Source organism: Enterobacter sp. FW301-JW81 (assembly GCF_058788735.1).
Genome location: NZ_JBYTBA010000001.1, coordinates 974,496 through 998,002, shown reverse-complemented (window position 1 = coordinate 998,002; position 23,507 = coordinate 974,496). Strand labels below are relative to the sequence as shown.

At 53.7% G+C, this 23,507-nt stretch carries 23 protein-coding genes; 15 read left to right on the top strand and 8 right to left on the bottom strand.

The genetic code is table 11. The features are described from left to right. Positions 1-14 precede the first annotated feature (14 nt). Positions 15-1,358, bottom strand: coding sequence for a 2-oxoadipate dioxygenase/decarboxylase HglS (gene hglS, locus AC3WOK_RS04790; RefSeq protein WP_447855611.1), 1,344 nt, complete (start codon positions 1,356-1,358; stop codon positions 15-17). Between the two features lie 523 nt (positions 1,359-1,881). On the opposite strand from hglS, the gene AC3WOK_RS04785 reads away from it, so the two are divergent. From AC3WOK_RS04785 to AC3WOK_RS04750, 8 genes are all read left to right on the top strand, one after another. Then, positions 1,882-2,067: a con-10 family general stress protein gene (locus AC3WOK_RS04785; RefSeq protein ID WP_004150795.1), complete on the top strand. Its 186-nt coding sequence runs from the start codon at positions 1,882-1,884 to the stop codon at positions 2,065-2,067. A gap of 94 nt (positions 2,068-2,161) precedes the next feature. Beyond that, positions 2,162-2,656, top strand: a complete 495-nt coding sequence (locus tag AC3WOK_RS04780) for a YciE/YciF ferroxidase family protein (protein WP_023311678.1) — start codon at positions 2,162-2,164, stop codon at positions 2,654-2,656. A 23-nt stretch (positions 2,657-2,679) separates the two neighbouring features. Next, the gene (locus AC3WOK_RS04775) at positions 2,680-2,883 is read left to right on the top strand and encodes a hypothetical protein (protein WP_013096662.1); all 204 of its coding nucleotides are present in this window, start codon (positions 2,680-2,682) and stop codon (positions 2,881-2,883) included. A gap of 25 nt (positions 2,884-2,908) precedes the next feature. Beyond that, entirely contained in the window at positions 2,909-3,415 is a 507-nt protein-coding gene (locus AC3WOK_RS04770) for a ferritin-like domain-containing protein (RefSeq protein WP_047348571.1), read from the top strand. A 17-nt stretch (positions 3,416-3,432) separates the two neighbouring features. Beyond that, the gene (locus AC3WOK_RS04765; RefSeq protein WP_059310143.1) at positions 3,433-4,305 is read left to right on the top strand and encodes a manganese catalase family protein; all 873 of its coding nucleotides are present in this window, start codon (positions 3,433-3,435) and stop codon (positions 4,303-4,305) included. A gap of 68 nt (positions 4,306-4,373) precedes the next feature. After that, the gene (locus tag AC3WOK_RS04760) at positions 4,374-5,777 is read left to right on the top strand and encodes a cytochrome ubiquinol oxidase subunit I (protein ID WP_429052741.1); all 1,404 of its coding nucleotides are present in this window, start codon (positions 4,374-4,376) and stop codon (positions 5,775-5,777) included. Next, positions 5,777-6,787, top strand: coding sequence for a cytochrome d ubiquinol oxidase subunit II (gene cydB, locus AC3WOK_RS04755; protein WP_492354040.1), 1,011 nt, complete (start codon positions 5,777-5,779; stop codon positions 6,785-6,787). The genes AC3WOK_RS04760 and cydB overlap by 1 nt, the downstream gene beginning before the upstream one ends. An 8-nt stretch (positions 6,788-6,795) precedes the next feature. Continuing rightward, complete coding sequence (locus AC3WOK_RS04750; protein ID WP_447855610.1) at positions 6,796-8,421, top strand: alpha-amylase family protein; 1,626 nt, start codon at positions 6,796-6,798, stop codon at positions 8,419-8,421. Here AC3WOK_RS04750 and AC3WOK_RS04745 read toward each other — a convergent pair whose 3' ends face one another. Genes AC3WOK_RS04745 through AC3WOK_RS04730 form a run of 4 tightly spaced genes read right to left on the bottom strand, consistent with a single transcriptional unit; the run spans position 8,422 to position 10,912 of the window. Beyond that, positions 8,422-9,405, bottom strand: coding sequence for an SDR family oxidoreductase (locus AC3WOK_RS04745; protein ID WP_447855609.1), 984 nt, complete (start codon positions 9,403-9,405; stop codon positions 8,422-8,424). Between the two features lie 17 nt (positions 9,406-9,422). After that, the gene (locus AC3WOK_RS04740) at positions 9,423-9,941 is read right to left on the bottom strand and encodes a 2-oxo-tetronate isomerase (RefSeq protein ID WP_447855608.1); all 519 of its coding nucleotides are present in this window, start codon (positions 9,939-9,941) and stop codon (positions 9,423-9,425) included. Between the two features lie 11 nt (positions 9,942-9,952). Then, positions 9,953-10,399, bottom strand: a complete 447-nt coding sequence (locus AC3WOK_RS04735) for a DUF421 domain-containing protein (protein WP_059310149.1) — start codon at positions 10,397-10,399, stop codon at positions 9,953-9,955. Between the two features lie 9 nt (positions 10,400-10,408). Continuing rightward, positions 10,409-10,912, bottom strand: coding sequence for a hypothetical protein (locus AC3WOK_RS04730; RefSeq protein ID WP_447855607.1), 504 nt, complete (start codon positions 10,910-10,912; stop codon positions 10,409-10,411). 138 nt (positions 10,913-11,050) lie between these two features. Between AC3WOK_RS04730 and AC3WOK_RS04725 the strand changes: the two genes are divergently transcribed. The 4 genes from AC3WOK_RS04725 (at position 11,051) to AC3WOK_RS04710 (ending at position 16,590) form a co-directional block, all read left to right on the top strand. Then, positions 11,051-11,440: a YdeI family stress tolerance OB fold protein gene (locus AC3WOK_RS04725; RefSeq protein ID WP_008502282.1), complete on the top strand. Its 390-nt coding sequence runs from the start codon at positions 11,051-11,053 to the stop codon at positions 11,438-11,440. Positions 11,441-11,504: 64 nt separating this feature from the next. Next, on the top strand, positions 11,505-12,386 hold the full coding sequence (locus tag AC3WOK_RS04720; RefSeq protein WP_492354039.1) for an SDR family oxidoreductase: 882 nt from the start codon (positions 11,505-11,507) through the stop codon (positions 12,384-12,386). 181 nt (positions 12,387-12,567) lie between these two features. Next, the gene (locus AC3WOK_RS04715; protein WP_059310152.1) at positions 12,568-13,491 is read left to right on the top strand and encodes a LysR substrate-binding domain-containing protein; all 924 of its coding nucleotides are present in this window, start codon (positions 12,568-12,570) and stop codon (positions 13,489-13,491) included. A 714-nt stretch (positions 13,492-14,205) separates the two neighbouring features. Then, positions 14,206-16,590 carry a glucose/quinate/shikimate family membrane-bound PQQ-dependent dehydrogenase gene (locus AC3WOK_RS04710; protein ID WP_447855605.1) on the top strand — a complete coding sequence of 795 codons (2,385 nt, stop codon included), beginning with the start codon at positions 14,206-14,208 and terminating at the stop codon, positions 16,588-16,590. A gap of 119 nt (positions 16,591-16,709) precedes the next feature. On the opposite strand, the gene AC3WOK_RS04705 is transcribed toward AC3WOK_RS04710, so the two are convergent. From AC3WOK_RS04705 to AC3WOK_RS04695, 3 genes are all read right to left on the bottom strand, one after another. Further along, entirely contained in the window at positions 16,710-18,401 is a 1,692-nt protein-coding gene (locus tag AC3WOK_RS04705; RefSeq protein WP_447855604.1) for a methyl-accepting chemotaxis protein, read from the bottom strand. A 159-nt stretch (positions 18,402-18,560) separates the two neighbouring features. Beyond that, positions 18,561-19,679, bottom strand: coding sequence for an S-(hydroxymethyl)glutathione dehydrogenase/class III alcohol dehydrogenase (locus AC3WOK_RS04700; RefSeq protein WP_059310155.1), 1,119 nt, complete (start codon positions 19,677-19,679; stop codon positions 18,561-18,563). A 31-nt stretch (positions 19,680-19,710) separates the two neighbouring features. Next, complete coding sequence (locus AC3WOK_RS04695) at positions 19,711-19,986, bottom strand: metal/formaldehyde-sensitive transcriptional repressor (RefSeq protein WP_021242544.1); 276 nt, start codon at positions 19,984-19,986, stop codon at positions 19,711-19,713. Positions 19,987-20,317: 331 nt separating this feature from the next. On the opposite strand from AC3WOK_RS04695, the gene AC3WOK_RS04690 reads away from it, so the two are divergent. The 3 genes from AC3WOK_RS04690 to iraM all read left to right on the top strand — a co-directional run bounded on the left by AC3WOK_RS04690 (position 20,318) and on the right by iraM (position 23,474). Further along, positions 20,318-22,114, top strand: a complete 1,797-nt coding sequence (locus AC3WOK_RS04690) for an LTA synthase family protein (protein WP_492354038.1) — start codon at positions 20,318-20,320, stop codon at positions 22,112-22,114. A 292-nt stretch (positions 22,115-22,406) separates the two neighbouring features. Then, positions 22,407-22,640 (top strand): hypothetical protein, encoded by a 234-nt coding sequence (locus AC3WOK_RS04685; RefSeq protein WP_492354037.1) that lies wholly within the window; start codon positions 22,407-22,409, stop codon positions 22,638-22,640. A 450-nt stretch (positions 22,641-23,090) separates the two neighbouring features. After that, positions 23,091-23,474 carry an anti-adapter protein IraM gene (gene iraM, locus AC3WOK_RS04680; RefSeq protein ID WP_321221029.1) on the top strand — a complete coding sequence of 128 codons (384 nt, stop codon included), beginning with the start codon at positions 23,091-23,093 and terminating at the stop codon, positions 23,472-23,474. The last annotated feature ends 33 nt before the right edge of the window (positions 23,475-23,507 follow it).

The window sequence follows — 23,507 nt, the reverse complement described above, 5'->3', positions numbered from 1 at the left end:
GCAGAGTAACGATTTCAGAGCAAACCGCAACGCTGTTTGCTGCGCGTTTCAGCCTCCTCATAGAGGGTAAACTCGTCATACACCGGGCAGCCGAGCGCCGCTTCAAACGCATCGCGGCTGGCATTGCCGTGGCTGCGCGCCTGTGTTTCATTCCCGAGATTGGACTGGAATATCCCGGCGGCGCTGACCGGCAGGAAATCTTCATAGGTGATCGGCTGGGCAATCACCCATCCGCGCTCGATCAGCGGCTGCGGATCGTCGCCGGGACGGAACGCATGACGATGGGCTTCTCCGGCAGGCGTCAGACGGTAGCGGAAATAGGCCAGCTCCTGACGGCGCATTAACAGCTCGCTGTCCGGGAAGGCGCTAAACATCTCCCGCAGATGCAGCTGGTGCGTCAGGTTATCTTTACCGGTGCCGGCCTGGGCGAGCAGGCTATCGTACAGCTCGCGGCCTTTCGGGGTCAGCGCCACGCCGCGCTGCTCAATCTCACCGAAGCGCGCGGTGTGGGTACCCTGATGTTCACCGGCAAACAGCACCGGCTCTTCCAGCGCCTTGAAGCTGGTTTGACGCAATAAGACGGGAACCTCGCGACGCGGCGGCCCTTCAATCAGAACTTTAGGTTCAATGCCGTACTTCGGCATCAGCTCCTGCACCCGGTCAATATCCAGCGTGCGCGGCGTCAGGTGATTAATGTGGCAACCCGGGAAGCAGACCACATCGGCAATCAGGCGGTGCTCGTTGTGCAGCGCCTGATAGGTTTCCCGATCGACGGTCGCATGACGGTGCCACCGGAAGGTTTCCAGCGCTTCCTGCACAAACTCGTGCGCCTGCGCGTCAGTGAACTGCCCTTCTGCTTCATACAGGTCGAGAAGCGCCAGACAGCGCGGGGTAAAGATGTTCCGGTGAGACAGGATCTCCGCGGCACGCTCGCGCAGCGCGACGTTCTCAATCAGTTCGAGGCGCAGCAGTGAGGTAAAGATACGAAACGGGTTACGGCACAGCGCGGCATCATCAATCGGGCGAAACGCCGTGGAGTGAACCGGCACCCCTGCCTGGGAGAGATCGTAATAGCTGACCGGGTACATGCCCATAATGGCAAATATCCGTCTCAGGGTGGAAAGTTCCTCCGCCGTACCGACGCGGATCGCCCCGTGACGCTCCACGTTCAGGCGCGCAAGCTCATCGGCGTTTGCCAGATGTTCATGTAATAGTGGGTTGTTTTCCAGAACCGCCAGGTTGACGTCTGCAACCAGTTCAAGCAAGGTGCCGTACTGCGGAACTTCCTGCTGGTACATCGCCGACATAGCCTGCGAAAAGTGTTCCCGAATGTCATCAGCCGTGATGGTGTTCGCCATGATGTCATGCCTCCAGTGAATATTACCTGGAGTGTAGAGAAACCCGTTCCTTCCGGGGGGAAGAATTTCTGAATTGTGATCTTAAGACGACAGTGGTCAAACCGTGTGCTATGGGCCCTCTGAACGGGTCGTACATCAACCAACCTTTCTTCTCGTCCGCTTCTCCAGTTTTTTATAATTATTTAGGGTTCCGCTTTCTAGCTATAAAGGAGTATTTTTTGACTGCGCGCTGTCTAAAAATTAGACGGAATGAGTACCCCTTTATTTTTATCTTCATCTTTCAGCTTTTTAGCGAAAACTTAGGATTAATCTGAGCATTTGTTTACAAGTCCTTCCCGCTCATCCATATTTCCGCCCGAAGCGAAGCGTAAATTTACAAATATTTAAAAATAACGCAGCCGTGAATGACGAGTTGCATTTGACGCACACCGCACAGCGACTAGAGTTATTACTCGAACGACGAGTGATACGGAATATTTTCGTATCGAACTGACATAACCAATATATTATTGTGAGGTTTAATATGGCAGAGCATCGTGGTGGTTCCGGTAATTTCGCTGAAGACCGTGAAAAAGCATCAGAAGCTGGACGTAAAGGTGGCCAGCATAGCGGTGGCAACTTTAAAAACGATCCGCAACGCGCTTCTGAAGCGGGTAAAAAAGGAGGACAGAACAGTCACGGCGGAGGCCGTAAATCTGATAACTCCTGATCTTATTTAAAACTCTTTTAATAAAACCTGAGAGCATGCTGCGGGCTGAAAAGCTCGCAGTACCCTTTCATTATTTTACCGGAGCGTAATTATTATGAATATGAAAAGCGTCGAGGATGTCTTTATTCATCTTCTGTCGGATACCTACAGCGCGGAAAAACAGCTTACCCGCGCGCTGAGCAAGCTTGCCCGCGCCGCGTCGAGCGAGAAGCTGAGCGCAGCCTTTACCGCACACCTTGAAGAGACGCAGGGTCAAATCGAACGTATTGACCAGATTGTCGAACAGGAAGACGGCATCAAAATCAAGCGCATGAAATGCGTAGCGATGGAAGGCTTAATAGAGGAAGCCAATGAAGTCATTGAAAGTACGGAAAAGAATGAAGTACGTGATGCCGCGTTAATTGCCGCTGCGCAAAAAGTAGAGCATTACGAAATAGCCAGCTACGGTACCCTTGCCACACTTGCTGAACAACTGGGCTATAAAAAAGCCGTTAAACTTCTCGCCGAAACTCTGGAAGAAGAAAAAGAAACCGATCTTAAACTCACCGACCTGGCCGTTGGAAATATTAACCAAAAAGCGCAAAAATGACGCTGTAACACAGGTTAAATAAAATGAGCATCAGTCCCAGGACAATTAAACGGTGCCATTTAACGGCAGCTATAATATGGTTCATTCTCGCTATCCCTTCCGTAATATGGTGGAAGAACAGCGTGCTGTGGGTCATTATTATCAGTATTTACGCTAATATTGTCGGCCACTTATCTGGCTACAGTGCCGCGCGTGCCGATCAGGCTGCTGAAAGTGAGACCAAATAAGCGAACCCATTATGAGGATACAATGATGAATCACGTAGAACACTACCATGACTGGCTACGCGATGCCCATGCGATGGAAAAGCAAGCCGAATCTATGCTGGAATCCATGGCCAGCCGTATCGATAATTATCCTGATGTTCGCGCAAGAATTGAGCAACATATTAATGAGACAAAACGGCAAATTACATTGCTGGAGGAAATCCTCGACCGTAATGATATTTCTCGTTCGGTTTTAAAAGACTCAATGAGCAAAATGGCGGCGCTGGGTCAGTCCATCGGCGGCATGTTCCCTTCTGACGAAATCGTGAAGGGTTCGATCAGCGGCTACGTGTTCGAGCAGTTTGAAATCGCCTGCTATACCTCCCTGCTGGCGGCGGCCAAAAAAGCGGGCGATCTCGCTTCGGTGCCTGCTATCGAGACCATTCTGGCGGAAGAGCGTGAAATGGCCGACTGGCTGATCCGTCATATCCCGGAAACGACGGAACAGTTCCTGCTGCGTTCAGACGCGTCAGGTGTCGAAGCGAAAAAATAATCCACAGGAGAGTGAGCATGTTTCGACACGTAAAACAGTTGCAATACACGGTTCGCGTTGCTGAACCCAACCCTGGCCTGGCCAATCTTTTACTGGAACAGTTTGGCGGGCCGCAGGGCGAGCTGGCCGCCGCCTGCCGGTACTTTACGCAAGGCCTGAGCGATGACGATCCCGGCCGTAAAGATATGCTGATGGATATCGCGACCGAGGAGTTAAGCCACCTCGAAATCATCGGTACCCTGGTCGGTATGCTGAATAAAGGCGCGAAAGGCGCGCTGGCGGAAGGGGTGGAAAATGAGGCCGAGCTGTACCGGTCGATGACCGAAAACGGTAACGACAGCCACATCACCTCCCTGCTTTACGGTGGCGGCACCCCGCTGACCAACTCTGCGGGCGTGCCGTGGACGGCGGCCTACGTCGACACCATCGGCGAACCGACGGCGGATTTGCGCTCTAACGTGGCCGCCGAGGCCCGGGCGAAAATCATCTATGAACGGCTGATCAACGTGACCGACGATCCCGGCGTCAAGGATGCGCTGGCATTTCTGATGACGCGTGAGGCGGCGCATCAACTCTCCTTCGAGAAGGCGCTGCAGTCCATACGTAATAACTTCCCACCGGGAAAACTGCCGCCAATCGAGGAATTCACCAACAAGTACTACAATATGTCTGAAGGTGGAGAGGTTCGCGGAAGCTGGAACAGCGATAAACATTTCGATTACGTTGAGTCACCCCAGCCTGCCGTGGACGGCGGAGACGGCAGCGCAAGCGTGACGCTGACGACCGAACAGGCAACCCTGGTCAAGGCCATGTCTGCCCGCACGAAGTCCGATCCACACGCCGACCCGCTGACCGGCGCCGAGCTGGGTGCCGGTAAGAAAAAACCGTAATCGGTTTTGCCGGGCAGTCCTGAGCTACCCGGCAATTCTCGTGCCCCATCGTCTCAGAGGTACGGACCATGTTCGAACTCGATGCATTTCATCTGGCCAGAATTCAGTTCGCTTTTACCGTCTCGTTCCATATCCTGTTTCCCGCCATCACTATCGGGCTCGCCAGCTATCTGGTGGTGCTGGAAGGCATGTGGCTGCGCACCAGAAACGACGTCTGGCGATCGCTGTACCACTTCTGGCTAAAGATATTCGCCGTTAACTTCGGTATGGGCGTCGTGTCCGGGCTGGTCATGGCGTACCAGTTTGGTACCAACTGGAGCGGATTCTCCCAGTTCGCGGGCAGTATTACCGGTCCCCTGCTGACGTATGAAGTGTTAACCGCCTTCTTCCTGGAAGCGGGCTTCCTCGGCGTGATGATGTTCGGCTGGAATAAGGTTGGTCCGGGCCTGCATTTCTTCTCGACCTGCATGGTGGCGCTCGGCACGCTGATGTCGACCTTCTGGATCCTCGCCTCCAACAGCTGGATGCACACGCCGCAGGGCTTCACCATTCAGAACGGCCAGGTTATCCCTGAAGACTGGCTGGCAATCATTTTCAACCCCTCCTTCCCGTACCGTCTGATCCATATGGCTATCGCAGCCTTCCTGAGCAGCGCGCTGTTTGTCGGCGCATCGGGCGCCTGGCACCTGCTGCGCGGTAACGATACCCCCGCCATCCGGACCATGTTCTCCATGGCGATGTGGATGGCGCTGCTGGTCGCCCCCATCCAGGCCGTTGTGGGCGATATGCACGGCCTGAACACGCTTGAGCATCAGCCGGCCAAAATTGCCGCCATTGAGGGGCACTGGGAAAATCCGCCCGGCGAGGCCACCCCGCTGCTGCTGTTTGGCCTGCCGGATATGGAAGAAGAGCGCACCAAATACGGGCTGGAGATCCCCGCCCTCGGCAGCCTTATCCTGACGCACAGCCTCGATAAGCAGGTCCCGGCGCTGAAGGACTTCCCGAAAGAGGATCGTCCAAACTCGACCATCGTTTTCTGGTCCTTCCGCGTTATGGTTGGTATGGGGCTGCTGATGATTACCCTGGGTCTGGTCAGCGTCTGGCTGCGCTATCGCCATCGACTTTACCACTCGCGCCCGTTCCACTGGTTTGCCCTCTGCATGGGGCCCGCCGGTCTGCTGGCGCTGCTGGCGGGCTGGGTGACCACCGAAGTGGGCCGTCAGCCGTGGGTCGTCTATGGCTATCTGCGCACGATCGACGCGGTCTCGCTGCACAGCACCCTTCAGATGAGCATTAGCCTGCTGGCGTTCTTCGTCGTCTACTCGTCGGTGTTCGGCGTGGGCTATGTTTACCTCATCCGGCTGATTAAGAAAGGCCCTCAGCCTGTTGATACGCTGACGTCAAACACCTCGGGCACGCCCGCGCGTCCGCTGTCTGCCGCCGAGTCTGTTCCGGAAGAGGAGAAAATCTGATGGGCGTCGATATCTCAGTTATCTGGTTTGCCATCATCGTGTTTGCCACGCTGATGTACATCATCATGGATGGCTTTGATTTGGGGATCGGCCTGCTGTTTAACTTCGTGGGCGATGCCAGAGAGCGTGACGTGATGGTCAACAGCGTGGCGCCCGTCTGGGACGGTAACGAAACCTGGCTGGTGCTCGGCGGCGCGGGGCTGTTCGGCGCGTTTCCGCTGGCCTATGCGGTAATTATTGATGCGCTGACCATCCCCCTCACCGCGATGCTGATCGGCCTTATCTTTCGCGGCGTCGCCTTTGAATTCCGCTTTAAAGCCACGCCCTCCCACCGCAAATTCTGGGACTACTCCTTTGCCGGCGGCTCCCTGCTCGCCACCTTCAGCCAGGGGGTGGTGGTGGGCGCCGTGATTAACGGCTTCGACGTGGAGGGGCGGCGGTTCGTCGGCTCGGCGCTTGACTGGCTCACCCCTTTCAACCTCATCTGCGGTATCGGGTTGGTCGTCGCTTACGCGCTGCTGGGCACCACGTGGCTCATTATGAAAAGCGAAGGCGCGCTGCAGGCCCGCATGCGCGAGCTGACCCGCCACGTACTGCTGGCGCTGGTGGTGGTTATCGCCGTAGTGAGCATCTGGACCCCGCTCGGCTGGCAGTACGTGGCCGACCGCTGGTTCACCTTCCCCAACTTCTTCTGGTTCCTGCCGGTTCCTCTGCTGGTCGCGCTCTTCAGCGTGCTGATCTGGCGGCTGACGCGCAACCCGGAGAGCCACGCCCGCCCCTTCCTGCTGACGCTGGGGCTGATCTTCCTCGGGTTTAGCGGGCTCGGCATCAGCCTGTGGCCGAACATTATTCCACCGCGCATCACCCTGTGGGAAGCCGCGGCGCCGCCTGCCAGCCAGCTGTTTATGCTGGTTGGGACATTACTGATTATTCCGGTGATTCTGGTGTACACCGCCTGGAGCTACTACGTCTTTCGGGGCAAGGTTTCTGATACTGAAGGTTACCACTGAGGGATGCTATGACGGACTGGCATACGCGAGCCATTATTTATCAGATTGATACCGCACTCTTTTATGATTTGAACGGCGATGGCTGCGGGGACATCGCCGGAATAGCGGCCAAGCTGCGCTATATTCGCCGCATGGGGGCGACGGTCATCTGGATCACCCCGTTTTACCTCACCCCCTTTCTCGACGAAGGCTACGACGTCAGCGACCATCTTCAGGTGGACCCCCGCTTCGGAAAACTGGCGGATATCATCGCCTTTATCGAGCAGGCCCGGGAGCTGGGCATGCAGGTCATTATCGAGCTGCTGATCCAGCACACCTCGGACGCACATCCCTGGTTCCAGCAGGCCCGCCGCAGCCCGGCGTCACCCTATCGTGATTATTACCTGTGGTCGGATAACGACGAGGACGACACGACGCCCATGTTCCCCGGCGTGGAAAAGAGCATCTGGACCTGGGACGACGAGGCGGGACAATACTATCGGCACATGTTCTATCGTCACGAGCCGGATCTGAACCTGACCTCTCCCGCGGTGCTGAAAGAGATTGAGAACATCATTCTTTTCTGGCTCAAGCTGGGCGTGTCGGGTTTTCGCCTGGATGCCGCCTCCCACCTCACCACGCAGGCGGGAAACGGTGATGAAAAAAAAGGCCTGTGGATCCTCGAACATATACGCCGTCTTATTGAGCAGCATAATCCGGAGGCGATCCTGCTGGGTGAAGTTGACGTCGAGGTGGAAACCTATCGGGACTACTTCGGCAATAATGACCGCCTGAACCTGGTGCTGAACTTCTGGCTCAACAAGTATTTCTACGTCAGTCTGGCGAAGAAAAGCGCCCGGCCGCTGCGCAATGCGGTAAAGAAAATGATCGTCCCGCCCGACTCCTGCTGTTTTGCCAACTGGCTGCGCAACCATGACGAGCTGGACCTGGAAGGGATTAGCCAGAAGGATAAGCAGTTTGTGCTCGACACCTTCGCCCCTGATGAAGAGATGAACGTCTACCAGCGCGGGATCCGCCGCCGCCTGGCACCGATGCTGAACGGCGATCGGAAGCGGCTGGCGTTCTGCCACGCCGTGCTCTTTTCCCTGCCGGGCGTCCCGGTGATGCGCTACGGCGATGAGATAGGCATGGGGGACGATCTGGAGCTGGAGGAGCGTTATGCCGTGCGCACCCCCATGCAATGGGCAGGGTCACAGGGGGGTGGTTTTTCCGCCGCCGATCCGGATAAATTTATTGCCCCGATTATCGACCACGGCCCCTACCGCTACCAGAAAATCAACGTGGCCGATTCGCTGCTCCACCGCAACTCGCTCCTGCACCGGATTATTGATATTGCCAATACCCGCTCGGAGTTTCCCGAGATTGCCGTTGCGCCGTTTCGTCTCATCACGATCGATGATGACGCGGTGCTGGGGATCTACTACGAGACCGACGAACGCAGCATCCTGACCTTCGTTAACTTCAGCGACGAGCCGGTGCAGTTCACCGCAAAGGGGATCCGCAACGCCACCTGGACCGCCTGTCTCGCGGACAAGCGCTACGATGATGCGCTGATTTGCGGCAAAACCGTTCAGCTCACGCTTGGCGGATACGGCTATCGCTGGTTCTGGACGCACCGTAGCGCGCTGCGCTAATTATTTTCGGCGGGCGAGCAGGCGCGTTAGCATAATCCCCGCCACCGCGAGAGCCCCTAGCGCCACTTTACCCGGCATACCTGAAGTGACGGACGACGCGCGGTTTTTCGCCTCGTCGGTGAAGCGGCCATGGATTTTGTGCAGGTCGTTAACCGGCCGATCGAGATAGTCCTGGCGATCCGGCGCGTTCAGATCGTCGGTCATCTGGCCTTCCCAGGCTTTTTTCACCATCAGCCGGTCAAGAAAACCGGGGAAGAGAAACTGACCGACAATCGACTGGATGGTGCTGCTGCCCACCCACAGCTCCCGTACCGGTTTTTGCGCCACCCTGAAAATAGCGCTGGCAGCGACCTCAGGCTCAAATACCGGCGGCACCGGGCGCATCGCCCAGGCGAACTTATTCCGCGCCCATTCGAACTGCGGAGTATTGAGCCCCGGCATCTGGACCATCGAAAGCTGAACCCGGCTGTTCTCATGCATCAGCTCGGTACGCACCGCATCGGTAAACCCGCGGATCGCCGCCTTGGCCCCGCAGTAGGCGGACTGCAGCGGAATGGAACGGTAGGCCAGCGCCGAACCCACCTGGATAATCACGCCCCTGTCGCGGGGAATCATCAGCTCCAGGGCGGCGCGGGTGCCGTTCACGTAGCCGAGGTACGTCACGTCAGTGACGCGGCGAAACTCGTCCGCCGTGAGGGTACGAAACGGCGCCAGGACGGCCCCCATGGCATTATTCACCCAGACATCAATCGCGCCGAGGCGATACTCAATCTCGTTAGCGGCATCCACCACCGCCTGGCTGTCGGCGACATCCGCCTGCACGGCGCGTGCATTGACGCCAAACCGCCGTAGCTCTTCCTGCGTGGAGTGCAGGCTTGCTTCATCCCGGGCGATAAGCCCCACATCGTAACCTGCCTTTGCAAAGCGCAGCGCCGTGGCTTTTCCCACGCCCGCCGTTCCGCCAGTAATCACTATGACAGCCATACAACCTCCGCGTGCGTTTAGCCGTTATTCCCGTCCGACAGCGTTGTCACCAGTTCAGCCAGCGAAAAATGCACCGCTTTTTCCACCACGTCCTGACAGTCGCCGGAAAACAGTACGGTGCGGGTTTTCGTCTGACCACATATATTCCAGGCAAAGCAGACCGTCCCCGTCGCCGTGCCATCGTCGCCCCCTTCCGGGCCTGCGTATCCGCTGATGGCGATGCTGATATCAGCCTCGGCAATGTCGCGGATACTGGCGGCCATCTCGGTGACGGTCTGTTCGCTGACGGCGGTATACCGCGCGAGCGTCTCAGGACGAACGTTGAGGATCCGCTCTTTCGCGGCATCGCTGAACACGACCAGGCCGACGTCATAAAAATCGGCGGTGTTCTCTTCCGCACACAGCGCCACCGAGAGCTTTCCTCCCGTGCAGGATTCAGCCGTGGTTAAGCGAAGCCCGAGGTCGGTTAATTTACTCGCCAGCTTTTTTGTCAGTTCACCCACGGTATTATTGTTGTCGTGAAAAAGATTGCTCATCTTGCCGCCTCTTATTTCTCGAAAGGAATGATTGAAATATGTCCATTGCGCTCAAGTATGGCATATTTGATTTTACTCATTTCCGTAATGCCATTATTCTGACGCGCTGACACCAGAATATCATCGCAAGACACATCGACTTTTTTAAGTTTATCTGCTAAAGGGACGCCGTTCTCAACCAGAATCACGGGGGTACCATCAAGGATATTCTCTACCGGGGAGAAATATTTCTTCATCAGTCCGAATATAATATCAACCACCACCAGGGTGGTAATCGTAATCATCGCGCCGGTGACGGAAAAATCTTGTCCAAGAAGCGCCTGCTGCGTGGCCTCACTAATAATCAAGAGCAAAATGAGATCAAAACTGGTCATCTGCAGCAGGGCGCGTCTCCCGGCCACTTTAAATACCACCACGAGGAACAGATAAATAGCCAGCGCGCGTAAGACCATATCCATATCAGCCTCCTACGGGTAAATAAATTGCCAGATGGTCATTTCCGGCTCGTCGTTGATGCGGATGACGGTGTTCCATTTACCGGCGATGGAAGGCGTCGTAAAGAACAACACAGAGAAGGTGTCCGTCTTTTTCAGGTTGTTGTAGACAAAATAGAGGGTATTCCCGCGGCTGAACATGCTGTCCGGCTGCGGCCAGACGCTTCCCGGCTCATACGCTTCGCTGCTCTCGCTGGTCATGCTGAGGGTATACTTTCCCTCCGTTTGCACCGGAAACGTCAGCTGCATCCGCGTCTCTGTCTCGCGTCGTCCGAAGCGTTCGTAGTTTATGGTCAGTGAGTTAGCGGAACTCGTTTTGGCCGTGTCGCTCACCATTCCGCTTGAAAACAGACCGGCAATGGCGGCGACGATAATAACCAACAGAACAATAAATCCAACCTGACGAAATGCGTATTCAAACGTCAGCAAACGATAACTTTCATCTATCCCGGGTAACTTTTCATTTTCACGCTTCATGGCCGTCGTCACCGTTCCGCTTATTATCCGATAATTTTGATTTCTAACGCGAATGTTTTTAGGACTTATCACATTTGCCACATAAAGGAATAGCAACAATACTTAATAAGTCAAGACAACCAAAATGAAGGATATCAGATGAAATTATCGCTTATTTCCGCTTTTTTGATATTTCTGGTTCCGGCCGCATGGGCAGATAATAACGGCGGGTTACAAAAAGGTGAAGCGCCGCCGCCACCGCACGCTCTCGACAGCGGATATCGCGGAACCGACGACGCGCGAATTATGACCATCGATCAGGCAAAACAACTGCACGATGGTGCAACAATTTCACTGCGCGGTAATCTTATTGACGGTAGCGGCGATAAGTTTGTATTTCAGGATAAAACCGGAAAAATCGACGTTATTATTCCCCAGGCAGTCTTCGACGGCAGAACGGTAAAACCCGATCAGATGATTAGCATCAACGGTTCGCTTGATAAAAAATCATCCCCTGCCGTCGTCCGTGTCGATCGTTTGCAGAAATAATTCAGCGAAGCGCTAACGCTGCAACTATCCATCAAATCTCACCCCTTGGCTTAAGGAGTCAGCTATGAGTGATACACACCGTAAGAACGCTTACCCGCAGCCCCCGTTCCCGGAACAGCCGCAAACGCCGCCGGGACTGGCATCCGAAATGCAGCCTGTACCCGATCACGGAGAAACAAGTTACAAAGGGCATGGCCGTCTTGCCGGCAAAAAAGCGCTGATTACCGGTGGCGATTCCGGTATTGGTCGCGCGGTGGCGATCGCCTATGCCCGTGAAGGGGCTGACGTGGCCATCAACTATCTCCCGGAAGAAGAGAAAGACGCGGTTGAAGTCATTGACCTGATCAAAGCTGAAGGCCGTAAGGCCGTCGCGCTGCCGGGGGACATCCGGGACGAAACCTTCTGTCAGAATCTTGTCGAAGAAGCCGTCTCGAAACTGGGCGGGCTGGACATTCTGGTCAATAACGCCGGTCGCCAGCAGTTCCGGGAATCGTTAGAAGAGCTGACCACCGAGGATTTTGACGCGACGTTCAAAACCAACGTGTATGCGCCTTTCTGGATCACCAAGGCGGCGCTGCGCCATCTGAAAGCGTCGTCCGTTATCATCAACACCTCCTCCGTTCAGGCGGTGAAGCCCAGCCCCGTTCTGCTGGACTATGCCCAGACGAAAGCCTGTCTCGCGGTATTTACCAAATCCTTAGCCAAACAGCTGGGTCCGAAAGGCATTCGCGTTAACGCGGTCGCCCCTGGCCCTTACTGGACGGTACTGCAATCCAGCGGCGGCCAGCCGATGGAAAAAGTGAAGGAGTTCGGAGGCGATACGCCGCTGGGACGTCCCGGTCAGCCGGTGGAGATTGCTCCGCTGTACGTCACGCTGGCCTCTGATGAATGTTCCTTTACCTCCGGTCAGGTGTGGTGTTCTGACGGCGGTGACGGCGTGATCTAAACCGCTTAGCTATTCCCCCTCCGCAATGAGCAATAAATGAACAAGGACGTTCGCTTTTATCCCCTGCCGAAAAATTTGTTGTAACTCAAACAGATCAAATGTTAAAAATATTTTGCTATCAGGTTATCAAAATTAAACAACTTAACTTGTCACCCGCATCGCTCTGTTTTTAACATCGCCTATGGAAAAAAATGGTCTGTTCAGTCAGCGCATACGCTTGCGCCATTTGCATACATTTGTGGCCGTCGCTCAACAGGGAACGCTGGGGCGTGCGGCTGAAACTCTTAACCTGAGCCAGCCCGCGCTCTCGAAAACCCTCAACGAGCTGGAACAGCTTACCGGCGCCCGGCTTTTTGACCGCGGTCGGCTGGGGGCGCAGCTAACCCTCGTCGGCGAACAGTTCCTCACCCACGCCGTCAAAGTTCTGGATGCGCTCAATACCGCAGGCCAGTCCCTGCACCGAAAAGCAGAGCAGGCCAGCGAGGTCGTGCGCGTGGGAGCTCTCCCTACCGCGGCGCTGGGCATTCTTCCACCGGTCATCGGCCAGTTCCACAAGCAGCAGCGGCATACCACCATTCAGGTTGCCACCATGAACAACACCATGCTGCTCGCGGGGCTGAAATCGGGCGAGCTGGATCTCGGTATCGGCCGAATGTCCGACCCGGAACTGATGGGCGGTCTTAATTACGAGCTGCTGTTCCTGGAATCCCTGAAGCTGGTGGTGCGTCCCGATCACCCTCTTTTGCAGGATACCGTCACGCTAAGCCGCGTCACGGAGTGGCCCGTTGTGGTTTGCCCGAAAGGGACCGTACCGCGCCAGGCCGCCGAAACATTGCTTCAGATGCAGGGATGTACGCTGCCTTCCGGCTGTATCGAAACGCTTTCGGCCTCGCTTTCACGCCAGCTCACGCTGGACTATGACTACGTCTGGTTCGTCCCCTCCGGGGCGGTGAAAGACGATTTGCGTCAGGGAACGCTGACCGCCCTGCCGGTGACCGCCCCTGGCGCCGGTGAACCTATCGGCATTTTGACCCGGGTGGATACCCCGCTTTCTGTTGGTGCGCAAACGCTGCTGAGCGCCATTCGTAAATCGATGCCGGTCTGAGATCTTTCCCCACCTGACCCTCTCCGAAAGGCTGAGGGTTCTCCAGTAATTTTTTTACCTGAAGCGATGTACGCTGTCTCAGGAAAATGAATACCTTACAGCGATATCCTGGTCCGGCTGTAAATCGCCGAAGCGTTTCCGTAAGGCCGGGGCGAGGCGCAGGGATGCGCCGAGAGGGCGTGGCCTGCAGGGATGCAGGCTCATGCCCGACCCGATAGCCTGAAGGAATAAGCTGAGGGTACCGCGAAGCGGCGATTTACCGCCGGGAGCCCGGGTCGCCAGGGTGGTGGCGATTGAGCCACCCTGGCACGTTCACCGGTCATGTCGTTACAGAGTAGCAAGGAACATAAAGTGAACGGAATGACCACCTGAGCCGTATGTCCCCCCTCACCCCAGCCCTCTCCCTCAATAGAGAGGGGGTTATTTGTGCAGGCATTATTTTATGGGAAACCCTCAGCGACAGAGGGGCAAGGGAACTGCGCCGTCCTCTAATCAAATAATGCGAAATCATTCATTAACAATTGCGTAAAACAATTTAACAGTTTTATCATAGCCGCGAATTCACCAAATGGTTCGCATGCTATTTGTTTAAGGTGATTTCAACCGCATTCAATGCGCACAACACCGTAAAAAACATTATCCCCCGACAGCTTATTACCCAAATGGTACACACCAGCACAGTTCTGATACATCGGGGGGTTTAAGGAGACAGAAATGGCATTTGGCAGCGCGCCGCGCGGGATACCTCGTATTCTGCAGTGGCTTCTTGCCGGACTGATGATACTCATCGGTCTGGCCGTCGGCGGGTTGGGCTTTAAGCTCGCCACCGTGGGCGGAAGTAGTTACTTCCTGATTATGGGCGTGGTGATGGTGATTGCCGCGATCCTGATTTTCCTCAATCGCACCAGCGGGATCGTGCTTTACGGCATCGCCTTTATTGCCTCGCTGTTCTGGGCGGTAAGCGATGCGGGCTGGGATTTCTGGCCGCTCTTCTCCCGCCTGTTTACCTTTGCCGTTCTGGCCTTCCTCTGCGCCATCGTCTGGCCTTTCCTGCGCGCCGCGAATACCGGCACCGCGGTGCACAAAGCACCAGCGTTTGGGATCGCGGCCGTGCTGGCCGTGGTCATGCTGGTCAGTCTGGGGTGGATGTTTAAGCCGCAAACCCTCGTGGCGGCAAACGAGCCCGTGCCGGTTAAACCCGTTGCGCCCGGCGAGCAGCAAAAAAACTGGAAGCACTGGGGCAACACCACGCACGGCGACCGCTTCGCAGCGCTGGACCAAATTAACAAGCAAAACGTCAACGACCTGAAGGTCGCCTGGGTTGCGCACACCGGCGATATTCCGCAGAGCAACGGCTCCGGCGCGGAAGATCAGAACACCCCGCTGCAGGTTGGCGACACGCTCTATGTCTGTACCCCGTACAGCAAAGTGCTGGCGCTGGACGTGGACTCCGGTAAAGAAAAATGGCGCTACGATTCCAAAGCCACGGCGCCTAACTGGCAGCGCTGCCGCGGTCTGGGCTATTTTGAAGATAATCAAAAGGTGACAACGTCACAGGCAGACACACAGCCTGCGGCCTGCCCTCGCCGCCTGTTCCTGCCGACCACCGACGCCCGCCTGATTGCCATCAACGCGGATACCGGCAAGGTTTGTGAAGACTTTGGCGACCATGGCACCGTTGACCTCAGCGTTGGCATGGGCGAGATCAAGCCCGGGTATTATCAGCAGACCTCCACGCCGCTGGTTGCCGGGAATGTCGTTGTGGTTGGTGGACGCGTGGCGGATAACTTCTCCACCGGCGAACCGCCGGGCGTGGTGCGCGCATATGACGTTCACACCGGCAAGCTGGCCTGGGCGTGGGATCCGGGTAACCCGAACCTGACCGGCCTGCCGCCGGAAGGCCAGACCTACACGCGCGGTACGCCGAACGTCTGGTCTGCCATGTCTTACGACGCTAAGCTGAACCTGATTTACCTGCCAACCGGCAACGCCACCCCGGATTTCTGGGCGGGCGAGCGCACCGCGCTGGACGATAAGTACAGTTCTTCCATCGTCGCCGTTGACGCGACCACCGGTCAGGTCCGCTGGCATTTCCAGACCACCCACCACGACCTGTGGGACTTCGACCTGCCTTCCCAGCCGCTGCTGTACGACCTGCCGGACGGTAAAGGCGGAACCACGCCTGTGCTGGTGCAGACCAGCAAGCAGGGCATGATCTTCATGCTTAACCGCGAAACCGGTAAGCCGGTGGCGAAGGTTGAGGAACGTCCCGTTCCGGCGGGTAACGTTGAAGGTGAACGCTACTCTCCGACCCAGCCGTATTCCGTTGGCATGCCGATGATTGGCAACCAGACGCTGACCGAGTCCGACATGTGGGGAGCGACACCTGTCGACCTGCTGCTGTGCCGCATTCAGTTCAAAGAGATGCGTCATCAGGGCATCTTCACCCCGCCGGGCCTCGACCGGTCCCTGCAGTTCCCCGGCTCTCTCGGCGGGATGAACTGGGGCAGCGTCTCCGTTGACCCGAACAACAGCCTGATGTTCGTCAACGATATGCGCCTGGGGCTGGCAAACTACATGGTGCCGCGCGCTAACGTAGCGAAAAACGCCAGCGGCATCGAGATGGGTATCGTTCCGATGGACGGCACGCCGTTCGGCGCAATGCGCGAACGCTTCCTGTCGCCGCTGGGCATTCCGTGCCAGAAGCCGCCGTTTGGCACCATGTCGGCCGTTGACCTGAAAACCGGCAAGCTGGTGTGGCAGGTTCCTGTCGGCACGGTGGAAGATACCGGCCCGCTAGGCATTCGCATGCACATGCCAATCCCTATCGGGATGCCGACGCTTGGCGCATCGCTCTCTACCCAGTCCGGCCTGCTGTTCTTCGCAGGAACCCAGGACTTCTACCTGCGCGCGTTTGATACCGCCACCGGGAAAGAGATCTGGAAAGACCGTCTGCCAGTCGGCAGCCAGTCCGGCCCGATGACCTACGTGTCGCCGAAAACCGGTAAACAGTACATCATCATTAACGCCGGTGGCGCTCGCCAGTCACCGGATCGCGGTGATTACGTTATCGCCTATGCGTTACCCGATAAGAAGTAACGGATGAAAAAAGGGACCGAAAGGTCCCTTTTTTTTGCCCGGTGGCGCTACGCCTACGCGGGCCTGCAAATACAAGTAGGTCGGGTAAGGCGAAGCCGCCACCCGACACAACACGCCGCTCAGAACGTCTCCCAGTTATCCCCGGAAACCGCAGCCGCCGGACGCAGCTGCGCGTTCTTCGCCACTGGCGCAGACGTTGCCGCGCGCCCTTGCTTCGCGCCGCTCAGACGAAACGCGCCGACCGCCTCGGTCAGACGCGCCCCCTGCTCTTCCAGAGACGCCGCCGCGGCGGAGGCCTCTTCCACCAGCGAGGCGTTTTGCTGGGTGACCTTATCCATCTCGGAAATCGCCTGGCTGACCTGCACGATACCGCGGCTCTGCTCGTCGGACGCGGCGGCAATCTCCAGCATGATGTCGGTCACGCGCTTAACCGCATCGACGATCTCATTCATGGTGTGGCCGGCGGCAACCACTTCACCGGAGCCCTGGTCGATCAGCGAAACCGATTCGTTGATCAGGCTTTCGATCTCTTTTGCGGCATTCGCACTGCGGCTTGCCAGGGTACGCACTTCACTTGCCACCACGGCAAACCCGCGCCCCTGCTCGCCCGCGCGCGCCGCTTCGACCGCCGCGTTCAGCGCCAGGATATTGGTCTGGAACGCGATGCTGTTAATTACGGCGGTAATCTCAGAGATCTTCTTCGAACTGCTGGAGATATTGCCCATGGTTTTCACCACGCCGGAGACCATCTGACCGCCGCGGCTGGCTTTGCCGGAGGCATCTTCCGCCAGCTTGCTGGCATGGTGGGCGTTATCGGCGTTCTGCTTCACCGTCGCGGTGAGTTGCTCCATGCTCGCGGCGGTTTGCTCAATCGCCGCGGCCTGCTGCTCGGTGCGCGAAGAGAGATCGGTATTACCGGCAGAAATCTCGCTGGTACCGCGGTAGATCTCCTCTGCACCCTGGCGTACGGTGCCCACGGTATTTTCAAGCGAGTGCTGCATGGTTTGCAGATCGCGCGTCAGGCGGCCAATTTCGCTGCGCCCGGCTACGTCGTCCGGCATCGTCAGGTCGCCTTTGGCGATATTTTCGATACGCTTCGCGGCGCGCTGCAGCGGATTGATCACCGTGCGGCGCAGCACAACAAAGGTCATTGCCGTCAGCACCAGCGCCAGCGCAAACGCGCCCACCATAAACATCAGGCCCAGCTGCGTGCGGCTGTGCGCCTGCGCGGTCAGCGCGCTGGCACGGTCGGTACGGATCTTAATCGCCTTCAGCAGCACGGCGTTGTACGCGTCATCCAGCGGGCGCGCCGTTTCGTTTTCGTGGTTGATGATCGCTTCGAACATGCCGTTTTTGGCGAATTTCACCATCGGCTGCATGCCCGCAACATAGGCGTCGTAGCGCGCCTTGAGATCCGCATCCAGCGCCTGGCCCTCAGCGGTACGCACGGCACGATTCATATAGGCGGTAAAGCTATCCTGGGACTGCTTAATCCGCGTTTCCGCCTCGCTGATGTTCTGCTTCATGGCATCCATCTCCGCGATACGGCTTGCCGCACCGGCGTGGATCAGGTTAATACGCGCGGTTCGCAGATGGTTTGAGCTGTTCGAGAGCCCCATACGCACCTGAATTTCGGATGTGACATCCTGCTGGTCGCGATCGGCCTGCAACAGGAAATATCCAGCCAGGCCCGAGCTCAAGCCAAAGAGCAGAATAATGCCACCGAGAATGGAGGAAAACAGCGGAACCAGCCTGATGTGATGCAAGAAGCCCAGCTTGCGCTGCGCCGGCATCGAAGTAGTGTTGTCCATGACCGTCGACTCTCTTGTAGGTAAGATGCGTAAAAACACGCCTGTCAGATAGTCATCGGCACGGTTGGGATTTAGATTACGGCTAAAAACGCCGCACTGGTCACACTTTAGAGAAGATTATTAAAGAAACGCCAGCGGCTAAAACCGCTGGCAGAAGAGTTACTTGTCGCCGAAATGAATAACGGTGCGGATGGATTTTCCTTCGTGCATCAGATCGAACGCGTCGTTGATCTGCTCCAGCGGTAAACGGTGGGTAATGAACGGATCGAGCTGAATCTTCCCGGCCATGGCATCTTCAACCATACCCGGAAGCTGGGTACGGCCCTTCACGCCGCCAAAGGCGGAACCGCGCCACACGCGCCCGGTGACCAGCTGGAAGGGACGGGTTTTAATCTCCTGGCCCGCACCGGCCACGCCAATGATGATGCTCTCGCCCCAGCCCTTGTGGCAGCACTCCAGCGCGGAACGCATCACGTTAACGTTGCCGATGCATTCGAAGCTGAAATCAACCCCGCCGTCGGTCATCTCAACGATGACATCCTGAACCGGTTTGTCGTGGTCTTTCGGGTTCACGAAGTCGGTCGCGCCCATTTCACCCGCCAGCTTGAATTTCTCCGGGTTGGTGTCGACCGCGATGATCCGACCGGCCTTCGCCTGGACCGCGCCCTGAATCACCGCCAGACCAATACCGCCGAGACCGAACACCGCCACGGTGTCGCCCTCTTTGACTTTTGCCGTATTGTGCACCGCGCCGATGCCGGTGGTTACGCCGCAGCCCAGCAGGCAGACTTTATCCAGCGGCGCCTGCGGGTTCACCTTCGCCAACGAGATCTCCGCGCAAACGGTGTATTCGCTGAAGGTGCTGGTGCCCATGTAGTGATAAACAGGCTCGCCGTTATAGGAGAAGCGGGTGGTGCCGTCCGGCATCAGCCCTTTCCCCTGAGTGGCGCGAACCGCCTGGCAGAGGTTGGTCTTGCCGGATTTACAGAACTTACACTCGCCGCATTCCGCGGTGTACAGCGGGATCACGTGATCGCCGGGTTTCAGGCTGGTCACGCCCTCGCCCACTTCCACTACAACACCGCCCCCTTCATGACCGAGCACCGCCGGGAAGACGCCTTCCGGATCGTCACCCGACAGCGTAAACGCATCGGTATGGCATACGCCGGTATGGGTGATTTTGATCAGCACTTCGCCTTTCTTCGGCGGTGCCACGTCGATTTCAACGATTTTGAGCGGCTGGCCGGGACCAAATGCAACTGCAGCGCGAGATTTCATATTGTCTTCCCCTATTGTGAGATGTGTGGGTTTATTTTAGATAAGAGCGCAGCAAATGGCCGACTTCTGCCATGCGTACGGCTCGCTGATCCGGCGTGGTTTCGCCCGCCACCAGCTCGTCTTTGAGGTGAATTTCGACCATTTCGCCCATCAGGCCATTAGCAGCCCCGCGCACGGCGGCAATTTGCTGCAGGATGGCCAGACAGGGGTCGCCTGACTCCAGCGCCCGTTCAAGGGCATCAACCTGCCCGCGTATGCGGCGGACGCGAGTCAGAATACGTTTTTTATCTTCGGGTGAATGCGGCATACGCCCTCCTGATACTATAGGGGGGTATAGTACCTTTTTACACAGTTCTATGTAAACATTAACTTTTCCATTTTTATCATTGAGTTATTCGACATTCCAAAAAATATTATCAGGCATAAAAGGACTTCTTACTTCCCATACGAGGCTATCAAGGTAAGCAGGAGTTGTGATTCAACTTACCGCTTTGGACGGTGATTCCTCTGTGATTTCCCTCTTATTGGTCGTCAAATACCAATGCCCAAATACTAGCATTAGTTATCTATTGAGAGAGGTTATTACACTTTTTATAATTACATGATATAATCAGAATCATTTATTTTAAGGTTCAAAAATGAACGTACTCTTCAAAACTACGTCTCTCGTCTCAACTAACTTTCAAAAAAAAATAAAATCTTCATTACTGGATTTTATTTTTATTATTACATTTTTCATTATAGCTTCCCTGGAAATTAAAAGCTCAGTACCATTACCAAACTTTTTATATTCATTCATACACTACATATGGCTTGCCAGTCCTTTACCTTTAGCTTATATCTCACTTCGTTTAATAAGACTACCATCATTAGTTTCAGCCTATATTGTTTTTATAACATTCAAATTACTGGAGTATATAAGTAATATCAAGTTATCACTCACGGGCGAGGTGCTCTCCTGGAATGACTTATTTTCTCGTTCTAATATATCTATTGCAAAACATTACCTCACAGCATGGCCAGTATTCTACCTTTTCCTCGCAATATTCATTTGCGTAATTTTGTTGTTTATCAACAAAATATTTTACACAACCAAGAAAAATAAAACTTTTCTTGCAATTGTTTTTATAATCACTTTGCCATTTGCATTTTATACTCATTTCAGCGCTCTCTTTGGCGAGGAGAGTATTCTCTCCAGAAAGGTGATACTATTAGCTAAAGAAATGAATGTAATTTACAAATCATGGAATTGGCCTGAAAATCTCCAGGATAATGGAATAGCTATGCATGTTGTGATGACAAGTTCACGGAAATCTGCACCTATGGCTAACCAAAATAATAAAGAGGTTTACAACTTTGAAAAACGAGTTGGCAGTACGGAATTATCAAAACATAAAACCATCATTTACGTACTCTGTGAGTCGTGCTGGTATGACAATGCAAATTTCAAAGAAATAATTACTCCCATATTAAATGAAGGTTTTGTCACATTTCGAGCGACTTCTCCAGTTTATGGTGGAGGCACTGCAAATGTTGAATTTGAAATGCTAACCGGACTTCCAAGTAATTCAAGGGTTTTATCTGGTATAATTTATCAAGAATATGCTTCACAGTTCAAATCGCATTCCGATACTATTGCCAACTCATTAAAAGAAAAAGGCTTTATTACTTATGCAGCACATAACTATTTAAAAGAGTTTTGGCATAGAGATATTGTATATAAAAAATTTGGATTTGAACAATTTGATGGTCTTTATGAAATGTCTAATATAAGTCTTCCAGCTCAAATTATTGCAACCAGAAAAAAATGGCAATGGCAACCCGATGATTATCTTCTTTATAAATCAGCTATTGAACATCTCAAAAAAGCTGGCGGGAAAAATATATTCATGAATTTAATTACTATGTCTACCCATGGACCCTATCCTCATGAGAATGACTCAGGAGAGTATATTTATACGTACGAACTGAAACAAGCCGTGGATCGTTTCGTCGATTTTTACAAGGAAGTTCGTGAGATAGATCCAAATGCTGTAGTTGTTATTTATGGCGATCACAAACCTGCTTTGAATAAATTTTTCATGGATAATAATGTCCTTCCAACTAATCTTTTCAGCAAAACAGGCGAGCATGACAACGATTTTATATTCAAATGGGATATAAACCCTACCGATTATGGAGATGTTCCTGTATTTGTAGCAGCAGGCAGTGATGCCAATTTAGAGACACTTGCGCTGGAAGCGAATAATCAACCTTATTTTTGCGTATCATCTCTGATAGATAAGTACTTAATTAAGTCTGGCCTACCAAGCTTCAGATACAACATTAAAAACAAATGCTCAAATAAAAATATTTCATATGAAAGAAAAATCAATACAATGCCATCATGGGTATATTCAATGGCTTTGTTTGACGATAATGAAAAGCGAAAATAAAAATATTCAACATGCTGATTTTGACAATATTTAAGGACGTTTCTAAGAGTCTATTCTCTAAAGGATCGTCAGAATGTTGTAAATAATAACTCCTGAGATGAAAATGTGGCAAGCAGGAAATGACACCATATTCTTCACCCTCAGAACATGGGGCCGGTGGAATGCTCTGCATGCCACCGGGACACGCTCATCGCGCAGTGTGCTATTGTGTTCGCACCCTGGTTGTTGTCGAGCGGTCTAAGGTACAAAAAATAGGCATCGAACTCATGAAAGGAGTAAAGCATGGAGGTAAATGCATGTTGTACCTGAGAGTCATACACGCTGGGGGACATCCTATGCCCTTCCTGAAAATATTGATGCCGATTACAACACCAACTTCAATATAATAAATAATATCAAAAAGTTACAAAAAAAATACACTTCTCTAGTGGGGCTGATATCACAAAAGACAATCACATGTAAACACCCTGTTTTGGACGGTGATTCTGCTTTTCACCGAATTTTGGAAGAGCTTTATTTTACATAAGCAAATCTGAATAATACCCCCATGGAATGAAGTCATATAAATCCGATTTCAGCCATTTCTATAGCAAAGCCTGCACAAATCGCCTGTAGCGACATTTATTTTAAGGAATCGATAAGCAAAATTAATAATAATGAAACCAACCCAACAAACCTTAAACAGGGTAACATGTTGAAATAAAATGATTTCAGTCATGGTTAAATTTCCTTTAAGAATGCAGGCCCTTGCTAAACCTTATTTTCACGTTCATAACCTTCAAGCGGTCAAAATCAAACCACTTATCTTTAATTCAACGTAAATAATTCAAAATAATCACCGAAACCGTATTGCGCAAGTTATTGTTATATATAGATAAAAATTGATTAATCTTAAAATAACGATCAATATCAATGAGTTACATCGTTGATCGATGTCTGATCCCATGCTAAACCTAAATCCAGGTAAAAATATCTTATGGAGAAAAGCATGATGTCGTGGCGAGTATTAAGTTCTGTCATTTGCCCTAACACAGGAATCGTTTATTCGCACATTGTTGGTTTAAAATTATTAAGATTAATAATTTGGTACGAAAGTGACATCTATCTTTTGCCCGGAGACAGAATACATACGACAAAAAATGGAATTTTTGTAAATGGCGTATTCAACCAAATATCCCTTTATAACGTCTCGCCTTACAATGAGAACCTGTGGAATGAGATAAAAAACAAAATGGCCTGCCCTTTTAATAAAAACCTGGATGCTGAAGGCTGCTCATATGCTGAGTATTGCAATGCGCGCAAATGCCCGCACGGATTTGAGACCACCCCTTTGATAATAAGAGTTCCGCGCGATAGCTAATCATTTAATGCATTAACGATCGCTTGCGGAAGG